The sequence below is a fragment of the Methylomonas sp. EFPC1 genome (assembly GCF_016925515.1).
Classification (GTDB): domain Bacteria; phylum Pseudomonadota; class Gammaproteobacteria; order Methylococcales; family Methylomonadaceae; genus Methylomonas; species Methylomonas defluvii.
The window spans coordinates 4009765-4026743 of record NZ_CP070494.1 but is presented as its reverse complement, the minus strand read 5'-3'; the positions used below and the strand labels follow the sequence as shown (position 1 = coordinate 4026743).

The following is a 16979-nucleotide window of genomic DNA, read 5'->3' as shown; positions in this document are numbered from 1 at the left end:
CCAAGATGGATTGTGGGCACCGGTGAATTAATTCACTGATTCCACGTGGCATAGGTTACCGACGGCAAGCGCTGTTTGCGATAACTTAAACTCAGCGTCAATTTTTAGAAGTTGCCTAAATTTGGAAAAATCTTACAGCTATGATTTTTAAAGGCTTTTGTTAGTTGGCGTCACTTATGCTGGTCATTTAGTAGTCAAATCGGCAGATTCGGGAGAGCGTCATGGAAACAAGCAATGAAGTCAACGAAATTAGCACCCTGCGTATCGTGTTTATCGAAACGTTAAGCAGGCAGTTTATCGCCATTACCGGTTGCGGCATTTATGTATACCTCAATCCGCTGACGATTAACGAATTGTTCAACCGCTATTTAAGCAGCAGCGTGCCTATCAATGTGTTTGCCAGGCAATGCGTCAGAAATATAGTGGCTTAATGTTGCGTAGCCGACCCGGACGACTAGCGTCGTCCAGGACGTCTTTTAGCCAAATAGCGTCGTTAGGCTTTGGCAAAGCGCCGGCGTGAGAAGAAGAGCACCGCCAACAACAGCAAGGCCAGCGCCGCTTGTCCGGCAATCAAGCTTAGACAGGCTGCCGGATTTGCCGGATACGCAAAGGCAAAGCGCGGTTGGTCGTGACTCAGTTCATCGCTCCAAGCGCTATCACTCATGATTTTCGGTACGAAATAGTCGCGCCATTGATCTTCAAAGTGATTGACTGCCTGAATATATTCGGCATAGCGCGGCGCGTCGATGCCGGCTAGCCTATCAGCCATTTGCACGGCTGCCAGCGCCGGCGACAGCCAGGACCAGGCTTCCAAAAACTCGAATTGCGCCTGGCGGGCGCTGTCGAAGCGGTACATCACCGGTCTGATCTGTTGATCCAGAACCAAACCGGCCGGCAAACCGGCGATTTCGCGCGGTAACTCCTTGCCGGCTGGCAGTTGCAGGTCCGGATGATTGCTATACCACTGTGCCATTAGCGCTTGACGTTGTTGATTGTTTTGTTCCTGAAACTGGCGGATGGCGATGATGCTATCCAACCTTGATGGCATCGGCGCGTGCCGGTCGGCCGCCCAACCCAGCAAGGCCGGGCCGGCGAAGGTCAATATCAACCAGACGCCCAGCATGCCGATGGCCGCCGCCCCAGAGGAGAAGGGTAGCAGCAGAAACAAGCCGGCGATGCCAAACCACACCAGTGTGTACAGGCCGGCGAACGCCAGCCAATAAGCCAGCGTTTCCAGGCTAAATGCCGGATCGAGGCATAGCGCCAACAGCGAGCTGCTGAAAACCGTCAGTACCACCACGCTATACCGCACGGCCAGCGCCGCACACACCAAGCGCCAGGGTGCCGACATTTGCGTGCAGACCAAACGCCAGACCCCGCTCTCCCGGTCTTCCTGCACCAGTCCGTAGCTCAGGGCAATCACCATCAGCGGCGTCAGCAGCGCGAACACGGTGGCAAAATCCAGCATGCCCAATTCATGCAGCATCGGGTTGAACAACTGATCGCTGTTACGGCCGTCGGTGTGGCGGCTGCGAGTGGAGATTTTGATGCCGGTACTTAAAAAATCCAGTTGCCGCACGCTCAAGGCCAAACCGCTCAGGGCCGGCAGCCGCAAAGGCGGCGCGGCGGCGCTCGCGGAAAAGGCATTGGCTTTGGGGGTGTGGTCCGCCGCTTTCGGGGCGTCATGCATCTCCGCTTGATTGGACATGGCGTTCACGGTCTGCGGCGCTGCCGGGCTGTGCTGGCGGAATTCGCGCGCAGCCAAACCCGACCAAACGGCGCTAGCCAGCATCACCAGCAGAAATAAACCCGTCACCCACAGGTTTAAGCGGTTGCGTTTAAAGCGCAGCCATTCGATGGCGATTAATTGCATCATGGCACCAGCCTCCGAGCGGAAAGGCTCAACAAGCCCACCGATAAACCCAACCACAGTAACAACACCAAAAGATCCAGTTCGGCGGCCTGCAGGGCAAAACCGATGTCCGGGGCTTGATAGCTAAAATCCGCCACGCTACGCCAATCGGCCTCAGCGCCGGTGGCCTTGCGCTCCGTGCCGCGGCTACGCTCGCGGTCCCAGTCTTCGGTCAGATTGATAAAATAGTGCCGATATTTTTCTGCGGCGTCTTCAAAATGCCGTTGATGGCTCAAATCCATACCGGCTAAGGTCATGGATAAAGACCGTAGCGCTAGGCTCGGGCCCAGCCAGGACCCCAGATGGCTCAAGTGTTGTTGCTTAATAAAATTGTCGCGCAAGGCGTCGAAATGCAGGGCGTGCACCTTAACGGAATAGGCGTCGTCATGCTGACGATTTAAGGACACGAACCCGACCGGCAAATCTTCCTTGCGGGAAACCCCGTACTGCGCCAAAACTTTTGCTTCAAAGGCTTTGGCGCGTTGTTCATGGTCGCCGTCGTGCTCCAGGCCGTGGTCGATGTCGTCCTTGATCTCACGCCAGAACTTGCTGGCGCTGGGGTTGGGCGCTAGCATTTCCGCTGTCACCGCGCCGAGGCGCGGGGCTATAAACACGCTGGCTAACCAAAAGCCCAGCAGGCAAAACAAGGTGGTGCGGCTGGTGCGGAAAGACGCGGACGCAGCGATAGCGACTGCGGCGAAGATGCCGTAGTAGAGATTTAATAGCAGCAGCAACACCAGCAGGCGCAGCACGTCGTCCAGGGTAAACGCGAAGTTGCCCAGCAGTATCACGGCGGCTACCAACAGCGCCGGTGCCAAGACCAGGGAAAACCCGCTTAACAAGCCCAGCAATTTGCCGAACAACAACTCGCCGGCATTCACCCCCAAACTGTGCAGCATCCGCAAGGTGCCGGATTCACGCTCCTGGCTGACGGCGTTAAAGGTCAAGGCCACGATCAACAGCGGTAACAGCGCAGTCAGCACAAAACTGGTCGTGGCTTGACCGAAACGGCCGGCTAGCACTTGATCCGCCGCCGGGCTGAAGCGGGTGAGGTTGCGCTTATGCGGTTCCAGCCATAAAGACTGGCCAATATACGGCCGCAAACCTGGATCCAACGCCGCCACCGGCGTGTCCGGCTTAAACACATAGATGCCGTAATGCGCGGCAGAGTGTGGGTTTTTCACACTCTGAGTATTCCATTGTTCCTTGGCGGTGGTGCCGACGCGGTGCTTTTCCGCGCGCAATTGCTGTAATTCGTAGGCTGACGCCAGGAAAAAACCAACAAATAATAGCAATAGGGCAACTCCCAGAGTCAGCAAGCGGCCGTCGCGCAGTGTGGCGAGAAATTCCTTGCGGATGATGGTCTTGATCATGCCAGCCCCCGGGCATGCGCCAGATATTTTTGCTCCAGTTCGTCGTGTTGCACGGTGTGGGCGTCAAATTCTTCTACCAGCCGGCCGCTTTTCATGATGCCGATGCGGTCGGCGACTTGCTTGGCGTTGAACAAATCATGGGTGGCCATCAACACCGCCATGCCTTGATCGGCGGCAGCGCGGATGCGTTGGGCAAAGTCGTTGGCCGCGCTCGGGTCCAGGCCGGAGGTCGGCTCGTCCAGCAACATGGCCTTGGCCTGTTTCGCCGAGGCGATGGCCAAGCCCACTTTTTGCCGCATGCCTTTGGAATACGCCGCCACCCGTTTGCCGTGGGCATCGGCTTGCAGGCCGCTGTCCAATAACAAAAGGCGGGCTTGCTCGTCATGCAAACGAATATTCGCCAGCGCGCAGAAATAAGTCAGGTTTTCCAAGCCGCTCATCACCTCGTACAGCGCGACGTTTTCCGGTAAATAGGCCAGTTTCGTTCGTACCAGATCGGGATTGGCGTGCGGCGATTCGCCTTCGATCAGCACCTGTCCGCTACTGGGCTGGTTGAAGGTCAAAAACGTGCTGATGGTCGTGGACTTGCCGGCGCCATTGCCACCCAGCAGCGCGTAAACGCAGCCCTTGTGGATGTGTAAATTTAAATTATCGACCGCACGGTGTTGTCGGTACTCGACAACCAGGTTGCGGGCGGCCAATACGGGGGACTCAGCGTTCATAAAAGATATTGGGTTTAAGGTGAATGATCTGCGACGGTCAGCCGGATGGCCTGCCGCCGCGCCCGGCATGTTCAGTATTTTAACGATAGACTGGCGCAATAGGTGAGTTAGGCCAATGGGATATTTTCCTGGATATAGTGATCCAGGCTATTGTTGATAGCCGCTGACGCAGTGTTTTGTTCTGGTGAATAAGGCGGAAAGCGATAGGCATTGGTGAATTAGTAACGGAAATTCCAGCGGTAATAGCTCGTTCTCAGAGAACGAAAAAGCCGATTGGTACTCGGCGTCTGAGAGCCCGAGTCGGAGGCCTGTTTGTCAAGCCAATGACCGTATTTGAATGTATTGCCGACAGTCAGATAATGACATGGTTTTCTGGAAAGGTCTCTTCATTGAAATAGACTATGGGATGTAGTATGTTCAGTGTTGTTATTTATGAATATCGGGATTTTTACTATGGCTACTACCAGCTTGAGTCTTGGAGAACATTGGGAAGTCTTCATTAGAAGTGAAATTGCAAGTGGTCGCTACGGCTCCGCTAGCGAGGTTGTGCGGGATGCTTTGCGGGAACTTGAGGAACGAAAGCATAAACTAGCAGCGTTACGGGCGCATCTTGCCGAGGGCGCTGCGCAAGCCAGTAGAGGCGAATTTGTACAGGATTATACTGTTGCGGCCATTATTCAGGAGTTGGATAGCGAGGCATAATGGCAACTTATAGGATTACCCCTAGGGCGTTTAGTGACTTAAAGAGCATTGGCCGCTACACAACGAAGAAATGGGGTAAGCCGCAACGGAACCGCTATTTAGCAGACCTTGATAAACGGTTTAATTGGTTAGCCAAGCATCCACATCTAGGCAAACATCGAACGGATATTGCCGAAGGCTATTACTGCTTTCCTCTCGGTTCTCATTTGATTTTCTATATGCTCAATCCATTTGGTATCGATATTATCGGGATACCACACCAAGCGATGGATTTCGAAGCATATTTCGACCAATGATTAACGCGATAAGGTGCGCACCCGGATAGGTTGTGCAGAGCCAGGGGCGAGGCGCAACGGTCGTGATCGATGCGCCTAACGGCCGCATCCTATTTGTTCTGGGATTTGGCGCGCCTTATCGCGTTAAGCTGCTCGATCAGGCAGTTTTTTCACTGGCAACTTAGTATCAGATTGCAGACCATCGCAAGAAAGCCTGACCCAAACCGAGAGAACTACTAGAATTTATTGCCGAAGAAGTCGGTTATCCCTGAATATTGAGTTACGTCTGTGCTGAATGTCTTATTTTTCAATACGACGTGGGTTGTTAATTTCAGAGAAAGAGGACAAATCAACCACTTAAACATAAATAACTGGAGTTATACGACAAATGCATTGGGTTATTGGACATCTGATGTCGTATACATTACGTTAGGCTATCTCCATGAACGCTGCTGAACATATTGTCGACGCATACTTCCGTCTTTGCCGCGGATGTTTCACATTGACAGACAAGAAAGTCACCAAGGGCAACAACAGGCAGTTCGATATTCTTGCATACCACCTTGTTCAAAAAACTCAATTTCACATTGAGGTCGGTGTAACTCATCGGGAAAATTGGTGCCCAACCTTGGAGAGCCTTTCTGAAGGATTTGAAAAGAAATTTTTTGGCGCATCACCTAAGCGAAAAGACAAAGCAGACGGCACAACAGATTTCGAGAAAGGCAAATCGTACTTTCCGCAAATTCAAGATACGTATAAAGAAGTTGGGTTTTACCCAGAAAGCGTCAAAAGAATTTGGGTCTGTTGGATAGTCAAAGATCAAGACAACACCAAACCAATATCAATTAATTTTCACTCGCGGTACCAGAACAGCGAATTCCCCATTGAAATTCTTAGCCTTCGTGACTTCGTCTTGCCCGAGCTAGAAAATACAATCGGCACCGCGAATTATGATGATGAAGTGCTTCGGACACTTGGTTTTATGAAGCAGCGTGAATTGCAAATTGCCGTTGCCTAACACTACAGTCGAGAGGGATAGCCAACACAAGCTGCGCTTGTTGGTTCCCTTCGCGCTACGCGCTTCGGCTGCCCCTCCAAAGCTATGACCAACTCCCAATTTCCAGGACAGCGTTTCGAAACTCTCGTTCAACACATTTTGGTTGCGAACGGCTTCTCTGTTCAATCGGCCACTTCACGAGCATTTGACTTCCTTGCCACTCTCAGCAATGAGATATGGGCTGTTGAAGTTAAGTACTACAGGACTGCACGAGCACAGATCTCACTGATTGAGGCGGCCGCTGCTCAATTGATCGAGCGCGGCATAACTGCCGGGGCTTGGAAAGGAATGTTGGTTGTTTCTTGCTCTATCCCGCCTGGAGCCAGAGAGGAACTCGAGCGCTGCTATAGCTTGTTATTTGTTGATCGAGCCGATCTCGTAATTTGGGCCTCGAAGGTTCCAGAGTTATTGGATGAACTGGCCGCGCTCTTGGATGGTGATCCGACGACAGAGTCAATCGCACATGGACGCGAATTGATAGCAACGGCCTCTGCGGCAGGTCGGCTGCCGCCGTCGGCTCCTCCAATTGTCACTGCAGGAGCCGACTTGTGTAGGGAGCTAAGAGCGTTGAAACCTGGGCGAGGCACTTGGTCTGCCTATGAAAAGCTCTGTGATCGCATTCTTCACTACCTGTTCCCTAATGACCTTTACGGGTGGCATAAACAAGCCCGGACGGAAGATGGCTTCAGCCGATTCGATTACGTATGTCGTATCAGGCCAGCAACCGAATTCTGGCAATTCCTAATCGACCACTTGAACTCACGGTACATAATATTCGAGTTCAAGAACTACAAGGGCCAGATCAAGCAAGGACAGGTTCTAACCACCGAAAAGTACTTGCTCGAAAAAGGGCTACGTCGCGTCGCTGTGATCATCACTCGGACCGGCGCCGACAAAGGAGCCTATGCAATGATTCAGGGTGCTATGCGTGAGCATGGGAAGCTCATGTTAGTCATCGACGATGATCAAGTTTGTAAGATGCTTCACATGAAGGACAAAGGCGACGACCCTACTGACCTACTGTTCGATGTCGCGGATGAATTCTTGCTTTCGCTCCCGCGCTGAGTTGCATAACTCCACGTTAATGGCGACTTATTGAGTCTCATCCGACATTGAGCGCAAAGCTTCGAACGTCGTTTTTGGCCGAACTCGCTCAGTCAGCACTGAATGTCTGCAAAATATTCCAATAGAGCTGTTGCAATCAGAATTTTTTCAGCAATGCTGCCAAAGGGATTGCGGTGTGTGCCACAAAGAATCAAAAATCGCTTCAATATCAATCGAGCATGAGTCATAAATTGTGGCTCAGACACGAACTCGGACATACTTCCAATCGAGATTTGGGGGCTGACTGGGTAAAGGGCGGGGTAGTGAAGCTGTTGCCGCCGATGGCTGAATCGGTCGGCGGCTGGCGGAGAGGACGGCGTTAAGCCCGCGACGAGAATTCGCCGGTTTCGGTGTTGACCTTGATCATCTCGCCGGATTCTATATATTCGGGGACTTGTACTTCCAGGCCGGTACTGAGCTTGGCAGTTTTGGTACGTTTGGTGGCGCTGGAGCCTTTCATGGATGGCGGGGTTTCGACGATTTGCAGCGTAATGGTGGTTGGTAACTGGATACCTAGCGCGGCGTCGTCCATCAACAGCATGATGATGCCTTCCAGGCCGTCCGTCAGATATAGCGTTTGGCCTTCCAGGTCGTCAGCCGCCAGCGCGTATTGATCGTAAGTTTCGCTGTTCATGAAATAGTAGGTGTCGCCGTCCTGGTAGGAAAACTGCACGTTGCAACGTGAACAATCGGCGGCTTTCAGCATGTCGTCACTTTTGAAGGTTTCGTCCAGCTTCTGCCGGGTTTTCATGTGAGTGAAACGGACTTTGTAAAGCGTGGTCGCGCCGCGCGAGGTAGGGTTGCGCACGTCGATGTGTTTCACCACATACGGCTCGCCGTTGATTTCGATGGCGGTTCCCTGTTTCAATTCGTTGGCTTTCGGCACGGCTTAATCCTCGTTAAATATTTGATTTGAAATAAATTGCCACTGGCCGTTGATCAGGCCTGTCAGCGGTTGATAATCGATTTTGTAGCGCATTTTACGACAGTCTTTGATCCAGTAGCCCAGATAAACGTAGGGCAGGCCCATTTGCTTGGCCGTTTCAATCTGCCAGAGCACGGCGTACACACCGGGGCTATGGTCGGCAAAATCCGGGTCGAAAAAGGTATACACCGCCGATAGCCCGTCGGCTACCACATCGACCACCGCGACCGCCGCCAATTGGCCGCCGATTAAAAACTCCACAAACATCGTGTCGCACCAGCTGCTGCCGAGGAATTTGATGTAGTCATCCGGCGTGGTTTCGGTGTCTTCACCAGGTTTGTCGTGACGGGCACTTAGATAACGCTGATAAAGCCGGAAATGCCGCGGGTCGAACTCGGCGTTTTTGACGACTACCCGGGTTTGCGCGTTGCGCTTGATGCAGCGTTTTTGTTTACGGTCAGCTTGAAATAAGGCCACCGGCAGTCGCGTCGGCACGCAAGCCTGGCAGGCTTCGCAATAGGGTTTGTAAACGTAATCGCCGCTGCGCCGAAAGCCCTGAGCAATCAGTTGCGAGTAGAGCGTGGTGTCGATAGTCAGCGAAGGATGCACGAAGCCGGAACGGGCCAGACGGTTATCCAGATAGCCGCAGGCGTGGCCGCTGTCCAGCCAGAGCGGGATGGAGCTCATGCTTGCCAAGCGTCGGGCGTCGGTGTTTGATCGCAGAGCTTATCCAGCAGTTCTACAAAGCGGCTGCGAGGGATTTCCGCCGCGCCAAGGCTGAGTAAGTGTTCGCTGCTGACTTGACAGTCGATGAGTTGATAGCCCCAAGCGCTGAGCTGCTGCACCATCTGCACAAACACCACTTTGGAGGCATCGGTTTTACGATGAAACATCGATTCGCCGAAAAAGACCTGGCCGATGCCAATGCCGTACAGGCCGCCTACCAACTGGCCGTCCTGCCAGGCTTCGCAGCTGTGTGCGATACCCAGGTGGTGTAGTGTGGTATAGGCTTGGCGGATGTCGTCGGTAATCCAGGTGCCACCTTCGTCGCGACGCGGCGCCGCACACGCATCGATTACTTGACGAAAGGCGCTGTCGTAACGAATTTCAAACAATTGTTTGCGCAGGGTTTTCGCCAGGCTGCGAGAAATATTCAGTTGTTCCGGAAACAAGACCAAACGCGGGTCAGGCGACCACCACAGAATAGGCTCGCCGGGATTGAACCAGGGAAATACCCCGTGCCGGTAGGCGTTGACGATGCGCTGCGGCGACAGGCAACCGCCAAAGGCCAGCAAGCCGTTGGGTTGTTTCAAGGCCTTATGCAGTGGCGGAAAGGCTTGGTGCGGATGATCCGGGTCGAGCAGGGTGAGTTGCATAGGCGGCGCTTGGGTCCGGGTTGGCGCTGGTTTGTGAATGACTTAGCTTACCAAGGTTTGTGGGCAGCGGTCGGCTGGGCTGCTGTTAGCAGTGCCTGGAGACAAAATCTCGCACGTCCAACTCAAGATGCATCCATTTTGTATCCAAAGCCGCGCACGGTTTTCAGCAATTTCAGCTCGTAATCGTCGTCTATCTTCCGCCGTAGTTGACGAATATAAACATCCACCACATTGGTCAGCGGATCGGCGCTATAGCCCCAGACTTGTTCCAGAATGCGCGTGCGGCTCAATACTTTACCCGGCATGCGCATAAAGCATTCCAGCAAGGCAAACTCCTTGGGGGTTAACTCGATGACGTTATCGCCGCGTCTTACCTCGTGAGTTTCGCCATTAAGTACCAGGTCTTCGATACGCAATTCTTTGTCGTCCTGCTTTACTTCGCCGCCGCGCCGCCTGAGTAAAACTTCGATACGGGCCAGCAATTCTTCAAAGGCGAACGGCTTGGTCATATAGTCGTCGGCACCGGAGCGCAGGCCGGCTACTTTGTCTTGCACGGTATCGCGCGCGGTTAGCATCAAAATCGGGGTGTCGATGCCGTTGCTGCGCAAGCGTTCGCAAATCTGCCTGCCGTTCATGTCCGGCAGGCCCAAGTCCAGAATGATCACCTGAAAGCTGCCTTCGGTACCCAAGGCAATGGCCTCTTGCCCGCTACGGGCCACCTCCACGGCATAGCCCTCGGCTTTTAAGCCGCGTTGCACGAAATCGATGATACGCTCGTCGTCTTCAACCATCAGTACCCGCATATAGCCTATTCCCGTCAGAGTATTGGTTGTCATGTATTTATCATTCATATGAAAATCCGTCCTATGCTACCGTAAGCAGGGGTAGTGTAACCGTAAATGTCGATCCGGCGTTTTCGACGCTACGTACCGCGATTTGCCCGCCGTGGGCTTGCAGGATGGATTTAGCCATCGGCAAACCCAGGCCGGAGCCGTCGTCTCGGGAATGCTGGGCATTGCTGCTGCGGAAGTGGCGTTCGAAAATTCGATCCAGATCCTCGGAGGGTATGCCTATGCCCTGATCGGTCAGGCTGAAACAGGCCTGTTTACCGTCGCGCCATAACGCCACAGCGATATGCCCGAGCGGTTTGGAATAGCGGCAGGCATTCTCGCCCAGAATGAACAGCACTTGCCGTAGCCGTTGCTTGTCGCCGCGCACCAGTAATGGCCCGGAAGGCGCGTCCAGGCTGACGGAAATAGAATACTCTTGCGCCATCACTTGAAAATCCTCGACGCTGCTGGCTACCAAATCCGCCAAATCCACTTTATTCCATTCGAATTGCAGATTGGCCGTGTCGGCGCGGGCCAGAAACAGTAAATCGTTCACGTATTTGCCCAACTGCATCGATAGCTCGACGATGCGTTGCAATGCGTCTTTGTATTCTTCGGCATCGCGGTCCTGGCCGCGCAACGTCACTTCCGCTTCGCCGCGAATCACCGTGATCGGCGTGCGCAGTTCGTGGCTGATGTCCGCCAAAAACTCACGGCGGGCATTATCCATGCGCTTCAATTCTTCGTTCAACAGATTAAGTTCAAAGGTCCGCTCGGTCACTCGCTCTTCCAATACGGCGCGGCCTTCGCGTAATTTATCTTGTTGGACTTCCAACTCCTTGGCCATTTGATTGAAGTGGCTGGCCAGATAGGCAAATTCGTCGCGGCTGTCCAAAGCGATGCGGTAATCCAGGTTGCCGGAGGCGATTTCGTCAGTGCCTTTCATTAGCGCTTCGATAGGTTTTTTAAACGCGCGCAGCAACATGATGCCGGCTACCAGACTGAATAACGCCGCGGTTAATGAGGCCAAAATCGCCGTCCAGCGCGACTTTTCCACCAACATTTCCAACTCGCGCTTGGCTTTTTGGGCTTTTTCCCGTTCGGCGTTGATGGCGGCGTCGATCAGGGGTTGGAATTTACCGTCGATTTCCTCTTCAGTGAACTTGGCTAAAGCCTGCACGGCGGTAGTCAGCTTACCTTGCAAGCGCAGCCGTTCCACTTCTTCGAAGCGATATTCGCTGGCTTCCAGGAAAGCGGTGAGATGGGCGACTTTCTCCAATTCCGCGGGCTTATTGGTCCATTCTTCGCTGGCGCTGTCAGTGTCCGGCGCTTTGACGGCGGTGTCGCGCAGCGTTTGCATGGCCTCGTAAAGACGGCGTTTGGAAGATTCCACGCCGGTTTCCGAATTGGGGTTGGCGGTGATCAGCCGGTCCATGCGTTGCTTGAAATGGCGATAAGCTTCCTGCGACAGCTGTTCGTAATCGTCGAAGGTTTCGTAGGCGGTTTGGCTGTGTTGAAAATAGCGCGCTACTTCGTCGGCGCCCCAATACAAGGCAATGCCCAAACTCAATACAAAGCAGAACGAAACAACAATGACTATCGCCAAGCGAAACCGAAACATTGGCCTTATTTGCCTTCGCTAGTCTCGTCCAGTTGCTTTTCCATCGACCGGATGGCTTCCAGTTTCTCGCGCAGCAGTCTTGATTCTTCTTTCTTGGAACCGGCGGCGTCTTTCGTTTCCAGCACGTTTTGCACGGTTTTGTGTTTGCGTTCCAATGAGCCGAGTTTTCTTGATGCGCTGTTGATGCGTTTTAATGCTTCGGTGTGAATGGCAACCAGATGGCGCATCCGTTCGTCGCTCAGGCCTGCCGGCGTAATGCCGGCAATTTCATCGAGAATTTTGGGAATGTCGCCACAGGCATCTGACAATAGGCGGCCTACCATCAAATGCAGTAACACGCCAATCTCGGGTTCGTCTTTTTGGCGTTTCATTAAAGACCGGCATGTCTCGGTGCGGCTCGCCGTGGTCATGTTGGCCAGATTGTTGCCAAAATCCAGCAACTCGTCTATGTCCGAATGCACCACCGGCGCGCTGTAAACGGTTGGAAAATGTTCCTTGACGCTGGAATCCATCTCGGCGCAGCCGCTGATTGCCAACAATGATGCGACCAGTGCCAATACGCGCATGAATAGTGCCTGCATGTTGCTTAATTCTCCCCGGTTAACGGAATTTGAACCCTGATGCGGGCTCCTTGTTGGTCTTGACGGGCATCGATGACTTCCACTTTGCCTTGATGATTGGCGACGTATTCCTTGACGATGGCCAAGCCCAGGCCGGGGCCGTCGCCGGTATCGCCGGCCTTGCCGCGATAAAACGGCTCGAAGATATGATCGCGTTCGTCGATGGCGATACCGGGGCCTTCGTCTTCCACTTCCAGTTCCATCAAAGTACCGGCGTCGCGTAATATGACGCGAATTTCACCGCCTTCCGGCGAAAATTTCACGGCATTGGTCAGCAATTGTTCGATGATTGCCCGCAATTGTTCGGGAATGCCGGCAATTTCCACCGGCCTTGCCAGCGTGCGGATAGCGATGGCTTTACTGCTTAAAACCGGTTGAAAATCGTCAACGACGGTTTCCAGCAAATCTTTGACGTTTACGCTTTCCTTGCGATTGATGTCGGGCAGGGAATTGATCCGACTGTAGCGCAGTAATTCCTCGGATACGGCGCTTAACTTTTCGATATTGGCGCATAAATGCAAAACAGTGGCTTGCCGCTTGCTGTTGGGGTCGTAGTCGGTTTCGCCGGCCAGCAATTCGGCATCCTGACGCAGGCTTGCCAAGGGCAGTTCTATCTCGCGGGCGACGTTTTGCATAAATTGTTGCTTGGACACTTCCAGTTCCAGTAAGCGAGTGCGCAGCCACTCCAAACGGTTGCCCAGGTAACGTAAATCCGACGGGCCGTTCACCAGAATCGGTTCGGCCAGCTCGCCCGCGCCCAAACGGCGGATCGAAAGATCAAGTTGCCGCATCGAGCGCGACAATACGATCAACAGAACGGCAATCACACCGAACGAAATCGCCAGTAATACTGCGCCTTTGACCAACAGGCCATGCTCCAGCGATTCCGACAATTGGTGCAGTTCGTTGAATTCGTGATCGACGTGGTTTTCAAACTCGCGCGACAGGGTGGCGGCGGATTCGCGCAAGCCCTGGAAAGCCTCGTCTATCGGTAATTCCAGATTATTCTCGTCATCCGAGCCGATGATTTGCTGGTAAATCAGGTTTTCTTTTTCAGACAATTCATTGACCAGCAGTGCGATTTTGTTATCGACGTGCAGTTTCAGCAAATCACCCAAAGCCTGTTTAAACGAGGCCCGCACGGTTTCGTAGGATTGCCGTTCGTAGGGTTGGCGCAGCGTTGGGTCGGACAGCAACACAAACAGTTTGGCCTTGCGCTCTATATCGGAGGCTTTTTGTAAAACCAGGCGGATGGTTTTGGTTTGTTCGAAGACATGCGTGTTGACGGTGCGGCCCAGCGCCGAGGTCTCGCGCATGCCGAAAGCGGCGTACATAACGGCCAGAAACAGCGGAATCACCGCAATGACAAAGCCCAGAATGATCAGGGACTTTAACGATAAAAAATTTTTAAATTTCATCCTTGTGCGAGAAGCAATAAATCACTCCATAGTATAGTTGAAACGGTATCCTAAAAATTGGCCCTAAATCCTTCACAAACGGCATTGCCCAGCGGCCATAAGGCTGGCGGCGGCAAATACCGTGAGGCGCAGGCCGGATGCCCTGAGTTTAGAAAAAGGTTGTTTAGCGTTGGCGATGGTGGCGCAAATGTCGGTCGCCGGCCCAAGCGTGCGATTATTTTCGCCCGGCCTTCACATACCATCGCTGCTGCGGGGATGACGCTACCCGGAAATGTAAGGACAGGGGTAGTAGAGTTGGAGGGTATTAAGGCAAAATTGCCCGGCAGATTATTCAGCCCATTCTTCGTCAGCCATCTCTGCAAAACGGCTCTGATCTTTACCGGATTTTTGTTTAAAAATACGTTCCAGCAACGGTGACATGGCCCCGGTAAGGTCTTGCTGTAACTCGGCAATTATTTCTTCAATGTCGGGACCGCCTTTAACGATGACCGGATGAGCGCCCAATTTGATTAATTCATTGGTGGCTGTGCCACCAACCGAGCCGCAATAAACCATATCGCAGCCGGTTAACCAGGCCAGCTTAGGCTTTAATTTCTCTTCATTCCCGTCACGCTGTTCCTTACCAAACGACTTAGCCGCCAAAGGCGTCGCGGAACTGCCGTCTATAGCGTAGACATGAAATCCCAAGGATGACCCGAAATGCTGATTAACCATCTCTCCATCGGAACTTGCAAAAGCCACGATCAGCTTATCCGCATCGACTTCAAGTTCCGCGACACTGTTTACATCGGCAAGTTGATTCATATGACACTCCTCAATAAATATTTGGGCCAAAGGACGACTAAGGCTAGGTTTTAAAACTGATGGTCTTGGGTGTTGTTAATCCGTGCCTTACTTAAATCCGGCGCTTAAATACCGTTCGACCAGAGCCTGTAGAAGGGCGCACCAGCCGTGGGTTTTTGCGAGCTCGGTACAAACCGCGCTACTTTCGTTGCCGGTATTCCGCAACCAGCTCTTTAATCTTCAGTCGCATAATGTCTTTCAGCATTTCTATTTTTCGGTCATGTTCCTGATGGGCAATATCGTAAATTTGTTTTCTGAGAGTTTCGTTACTATCCTCGGGTAGGCTCAAAGCCCATTCAGAAAAAAAGGCATCGTAGCTGTCTATCGTTTTGATCAACTCAAACCTGAGCTTTTCTCGGTCTTGCCTCGGGATAGCCTTTAGCGCTGCATCGATAACCGCATCAAGATCCGATTTTTGTTGTTGGTTGGGAACGGGAAACGGGATGATTTCAGACATAGGCACCGTAAAATGATGAGCAACCGGACATAGCATTGATTTGTGCACGGCTTGCTTAATTCATATTTCGCGCCAATTCCTAAGAGATTGATTAATAAATGAAAAATGCTGTGGGTATCTGTTGTGTTTGTAACAAACAAAACCCTTTTGAACCGCAGATGTTTGAATGGCAGCAGTTGCGCTTAATCAACTACCGCAATCCGACTTGAAATGTTAGCGCTATAGCAGGTGTAAATGGCGGAAGTTGCTCGGTCAGAATTAAGCGGGTAAAACCGATCGGTTGCGGACTATCGGTTGATCTGATTCAATGGCCGTAATTTGATGTTTTACCAGTCATACCTACTAAGTTCCGATGATATACAGAACTATCTAATCACTAGTTAGCACAATAGGGAAAATATGAGAGACGTAGGCTTAACAGGCTGGTGAAAAACCCGCCGATATTTCCCCTTACCCACGATGTAAGTGATTTTTTCGAGTTGAAATCGGTCATGACATCGAGTTTCAAGCGTTTTGCCCCGGTTTCAAGGGCTTTTTATTCGCCTGAAGCCGTCTGTGGACGGTTTTCAGGCGAACTTCACCCTAGGCGGGCGCACTCCACGCCGGTTTCGGCGTGAACACCAATAGGTTGAGCATGCGCGTCAGGTTGTAGGCGGCAAAGCAAAACAAGGCCTGACCCGCGACTTTGGCTAAGCCGATGTGACGAGTTTTGCGCAGGCCGCCGACCGTTTTGACCCAGCCAAAGGCTTCTTCGACGATTTTGCGGCGCTTGAGACTTTGGGCGTAACCTTTGCCGCGCGCGGTGCGGCCATCGACGGCACTGCCGGTCTTTTTGCGGGCCACATGGGCTTTGATGTCACGGGACTCGAGTCCGTTGACGAACGCCGCTTGGTCGTAGCCTTTGTCGGCACCGACGCTGCCGCCTTTGGGCACGCGGCGTTTGATCATTTTTTGCGCGGCTTCGATTTCGGCGGTGCCGGTGGCTTGAGTGGTTTCGACATCGACAATCAGGCCGTTGCGATTCTCGGACAAGGCATGGGTGATGTAACGCAGTTTGGCCTCGGTGTATTCGCCTTTCTTGTAAAGCCGGGCTTCGGGATCGGTCGTACTGTGGTGGGTGGCGTTGCTGCGCTTTTCGCCGCTGAAGTCGACCTCGGGATTGCGGCCGGCGGGTTTGTCCGGGCCGCTGCCGTCTTTTTTAACGAAGCTTTTATGCGAGGCCCAGGCTTCAATGAGGCTACCGTCGACGCTGAAGTGTTCGTCGGACACCAGATTTTGCCATTCGGCTATGGCCAGTACCCGCTCAAAAAATTCGCGACTCAGGGCTTCGGACAGCAGGCGTTCGCGGTTGGCGCTGAACACGCTGCGCTCCCAGACAGCATCGTCGATACCCAAACCAACAAACCAGCGAAACAACAGGTTGTAGTCCAGTTGTTCCATCAACTGACGCTCGCTACGGACCGTATACAGGACTTGTAACAGCAAGGCGCGCAGCAGTTTTTCGGGGGCAATCGAGGGACGGCCAGTGTGCGAGTAACGCGCGGCAAAGACGGCATCCATCGAGGCCAGTACGCCATCGACCAACAGCCGTAAACGGCGCAACGGATGCTGCTTGGGAATGCGGTCTTCCAGGTTGATGTAGCTGAACCAGTTGTTTTGGATGGCATCGTGTCCGCGCATTGAAAGGCTCCAAATTTAGGTAGCCTATTTTAACAGTTGGCGGCTCATCTATGCCTTAGCTTAC

General features: G+C 52.9%; 19 protein-coding genes. 6 read left to right on the top strand and 13 right to left on the bottom strand.

Going from position 1 to position 16979, the window contains the following annotated elements:
- The first annotated feature begins 221 nt into the window (after nt 1-221).
- A complete protein-coding gene (locus tag JWZ98_RS18425) occupies nt 222-431 on the top strand; it encodes a hypothetical protein (RefSeq protein ID WP_033159049.1) in 210 nt (69 codons plus the stop codon).
- A gap of 62 nt (nt 432-493) precedes the next feature.
- On the opposite strand, the gene JWZ98_RS18420 is transcribed toward JWZ98_RS18425, so the two are convergent.
- Genes JWZ98_RS18420 through JWZ98_RS18410 form a run of 3 tightly spaced genes read right to left on the bottom strand, consistent with a single transcriptional unit; the run spans nt 494 to nt 4007 of the window.
- Nucleotides 494-1876 (bottom strand): DUF3526 domain-containing protein, encoded by a 1383-nt coding sequence (locus JWZ98_RS18420; protein ID WP_205451297.1) that lies wholly within the window; start codon nt 1874-1876, stop codon nt 494-496.
- Nucleotides 1873-3285 carry a DUF3526 domain-containing protein gene (locus JWZ98_RS18415; RefSeq protein WP_205451296.1) on the bottom strand — a complete coding sequence of 471 codons (1413 nt, stop codon included), beginning with the start codon at nt 3283-3285 and terminating at the stop codon, nt 1873-1875. The genes JWZ98_RS18420 and JWZ98_RS18415 overlap by 4 nt, the downstream gene beginning before the upstream one ends.
- Nucleotides 3282-4007, bottom strand: a complete 726-nt coding sequence (locus tag JWZ98_RS18410; RefSeq protein WP_205451295.1) for an ABC transporter ATP-binding protein — start codon at nt 4005-4007, stop codon at nt 3282-3284. The genes JWZ98_RS18415 and JWZ98_RS18410 overlap by 4 nt, the downstream gene beginning before the upstream one ends.
- A gap of 432 nt (nt 4008-4439) precedes the next feature.
- On the opposite strand from JWZ98_RS18410, the gene JWZ98_RS18405 reads away from it, so the two are divergent.
- From JWZ98_RS18405 to JWZ98_RS18385, 5 genes are all read left to right on the top strand, one after another.
- Entirely contained in the window at nt 4440-4709 is a 270-nt protein-coding gene (locus JWZ98_RS18405) for a type II toxin-antitoxin system ParD family antitoxin (protein ID WP_240348101.1), read from the top strand.
- Nucleotides 4709-5005: a type II toxin-antitoxin system RelE/ParE family toxin gene (locus JWZ98_RS18400; RefSeq protein WP_240348099.1), complete on the top strand. Its 297-nt coding sequence runs from the start codon at nt 4709-4711 to the stop codon at nt 5003-5005. The genes JWZ98_RS18405 and JWZ98_RS18400 overlap by 1 nt, the downstream gene beginning before the upstream one ends.
- Nucleotides 5006-5426: 421 nt before the next feature.
- Nucleotides 5427-6002, top strand: a complete 576-nt coding sequence (locus JWZ98_RS18395; RefSeq protein ID WP_205451294.1) for a hypothetical protein — start codon at nt 5427-5429, stop codon at nt 6000-6002.
- 84 nt (nt 6003-6086) lie between these two features.
- The gene (locus JWZ98_RS18390; protein ID WP_205451293.1) at nt 6087-7106 is read left to right on the top strand and encodes a restriction endonuclease; all 1020 of its coding nucleotides are present in this window, start codon (nt 6087-6089) and stop codon (nt 7104-7106) included.
- 218 nt (nt 7107-7324) lie between these two features.
- Nucleotides 7325-7468 (top strand): hypothetical protein, encoded by a 144-nt coding sequence (locus JWZ98_RS18385; RefSeq protein WP_205451292.1) that lies wholly within the window; start codon nt 7325-7327, stop codon nt 7466-7468.
- On the opposite strand, the gene yeiP is transcribed toward JWZ98_RS18385, so the two are convergent.
- The 10 genes from yeiP to JWZ98_RS18335 form a co-directional block, all read right to left on the bottom strand.
- Entirely contained in the window at nt 7465-8031 is a 567-nt protein-coding gene (gene yeiP / locus JWZ98_RS18380) for an elongation factor P-like protein YeiP (protein ID WP_033159245.1), read from the bottom strand. The two genes, JWZ98_RS18385 and yeiP, sit on opposite strands and share 4 nt — an antisense overlap.
- Nucleotides 8032-8034: 3 nt before the next feature.
- Nucleotides 8035-8757, bottom strand: coding sequence for an arginyltransferase (locus JWZ98_RS18375; protein ID WP_205451291.1), 723 nt, complete (start codon nt 8755-8757; stop codon nt 8035-8037).
- Nucleotides 8754-9446 carry a leucyl/phenylalanyl-tRNA--protein transferase gene (gene aat / locus JWZ98_RS18370; protein ID WP_205451290.1) on the bottom strand — a complete coding sequence of 231 codons (693 nt, stop codon included), beginning with the start codon at nt 9444-9446 and terminating at the stop codon, nt 8754-8756. The genes JWZ98_RS18375 and aat overlap by 4 nt, the downstream gene beginning before the upstream one ends.
- 122 nt (nt 9447-9568) lie before the next feature.
- Entirely contained in the window at nt 9569-10297 is a 729-nt protein-coding gene (locus JWZ98_RS18365; RefSeq protein ID WP_225892914.1) for a response regulator transcription factor, read from the bottom strand.
- Nucleotides 10298-10310: 13 nt separating this feature from the next.
- Nucleotides 10311-11897 (bottom strand): ATP-binding protein, encoded by a 1587-nt coding sequence (locus JWZ98_RS18360; protein ID WP_033159249.1) that lies wholly within the window; start codon nt 11895-11897, stop codon nt 10311-10313.
- 5 nt (nt 11898-11902) lie between these two features.
- Nucleotides 11903-12478 (bottom strand): hypothetical protein, encoded by a 576-nt coding sequence (locus JWZ98_RS18355; protein WP_205451289.1) that lies wholly within the window; start codon nt 12476-12478, stop codon nt 11903-11905.
- Nucleotides 12479-12483: 5 nt separating this feature from the next.
- The gene (locus JWZ98_RS18350; protein WP_205451288.1) at nt 12484-13935 is read right to left on the bottom strand and encodes an ATP-binding protein; all 1452 of its coding nucleotides are present in this window, start codon (nt 13933-13935) and stop codon (nt 12484-12486) included.
- Between the two features lie 327 nt (nt 13936-14262).
- A complete protein-coding gene (locus JWZ98_RS18345; protein ID WP_205451287.1) occupies nt 14263-14739 on the bottom strand; it encodes a NifB/NifX family molybdenum-iron cluster-binding protein in 477 nt (158 codons plus the stop codon).
- Between the two features lie 178 nt (nt 14740-14917).
- Nucleotides 14918-15235 (bottom strand): hypothetical protein, encoded by a 318-nt coding sequence (locus JWZ98_RS18340; protein ID WP_240348097.1) that lies wholly within the window; start codon nt 15233-15235, stop codon nt 14918-14920.
- Between the two features lie 582 nt (nt 15236-15817).
- Nucleotides 15818-16915, bottom strand: coding sequence for an IS5 family transposase (locus tag JWZ98_RS18335; RefSeq protein ID WP_205451286.1), 1098 nt, complete (start codon nt 16913-16915; stop codon nt 15818-15820).
- Nucleotides 16916-16979: the final 64 nt, after the last annotated feature.

Coding starts and splice junctions, on each gene's coding strand:
- JWZ98_RS18395 (WP_205451294.1), top strand. CDS start 5,427: ATGAACGCTGCTGAACATATTGTCGACGCATACTTCCGTCTTTGCCGC.
- JWZ98_RS18350 (WP_205451288.1), bottom strand. CDS start 13,935: ATGAAATTTAAAAATTTTTTATCGTTAAAGTCCCTGATCATTCTGGGC.
- JWZ98_RS18420 (WP_205451297.1), bottom strand. CDS start 1,876: ATGATGCAATTAATCGCCATCGAATGGCTGCGCTTTAAACGCAACCGC.
- JWZ98_RS18405 (WP_240348101.1), top strand. CDS start 4,440: ATGAATATCGGGATTTTTACTATGGCTACTACCAGCTTGAGTCTTGGA.
- JWZ98_RS18425 (WP_033159049.1), top strand. CDS start 222: ATGGAAACAAGCAATGAAGTCAACGAAATTAGCACCCTGCGTATCGTG.
- JWZ98_RS18345 (WP_205451287.1), bottom strand. CDS start 14,739: ATGAATCAACTTGCCGATGTAAACAGTGTCGCGGAACTTGAAGTCGAT.
- JWZ98_RS18385 (WP_205451292.1), top strand. CDS start 7,325: ATGAGTCATAAATTGTGGCTCAGACACGAACTCGGACATACTTCCAAT.
- JWZ98_RS18360 (WP_033159249.1), bottom strand. CDS start 11,897: ATGTTTCGGTTTCGCTTGGCGATAGTCATTGTTGTTTCGTTCTGCTTT.
- JWZ98_RS18415 (WP_205451296.1), bottom strand. CDS start 3,285: ATGATCAAGACCATCATCCGCAAGGAATTTCTCGCCACACTGCGCGAC.
- JWZ98_RS18375 (WP_205451291.1), bottom strand. CDS start 8,757: ATGAGCTCCATCCCGCTCTGGCTGGACAGCGGCCACGCCTGCGGCTAT.
- JWZ98_RS18365 (WP_225892914.1), bottom strand. CDS start 10,297: ATGAATGATAAATACATGACAACCAATACTCTGACGGGAATAGGCTAT.
- JWZ98_RS18355 (WP_205451289.1), bottom strand. CDS start 12,478: ATGCAGGCACTATTCATGCGCGTATTGGCACTGGTCGCATCATTGTTG.
- JWZ98_RS18340 (WP_240348097.1), bottom strand. CDS start 15,235: ATGTCTGAAATCATCCCGTTTCCCGTTCCCAACCAACAACAAAAATCG.
- aat (WP_205451290.1), bottom strand. CDS start 9,446: ATGCAACTCACCCTGCTCGACCCGGATCATCCGCACCAAGCCTTTCCG.
- JWZ98_RS18335 (WP_205451286.1), bottom strand. CDS start 16,915: ATGCGCGGACACGATGCCATCCAAAACAACTGGTTCAGCTACATCAAC.
- JWZ98_RS18410 (WP_205451295.1), bottom strand. CDS start 4,007: ATGAACGCTGAGTCCCCCGTATTGGCCGCCCGCAACCTGGTTGTCGAG.
- JWZ98_RS18390 (WP_205451293.1), top strand. CDS start 6,087: ATGACCAACTCCCAATTTCCAGGACAGCGTTTCGAAACTCTCGTTCAA.
- JWZ98_RS18400 (WP_240348099.1), top strand. CDS start 4,709: ATGGCAACTTATAGGATTACCCCTAGGGCGTTTAGTGACTTAAAGAGC.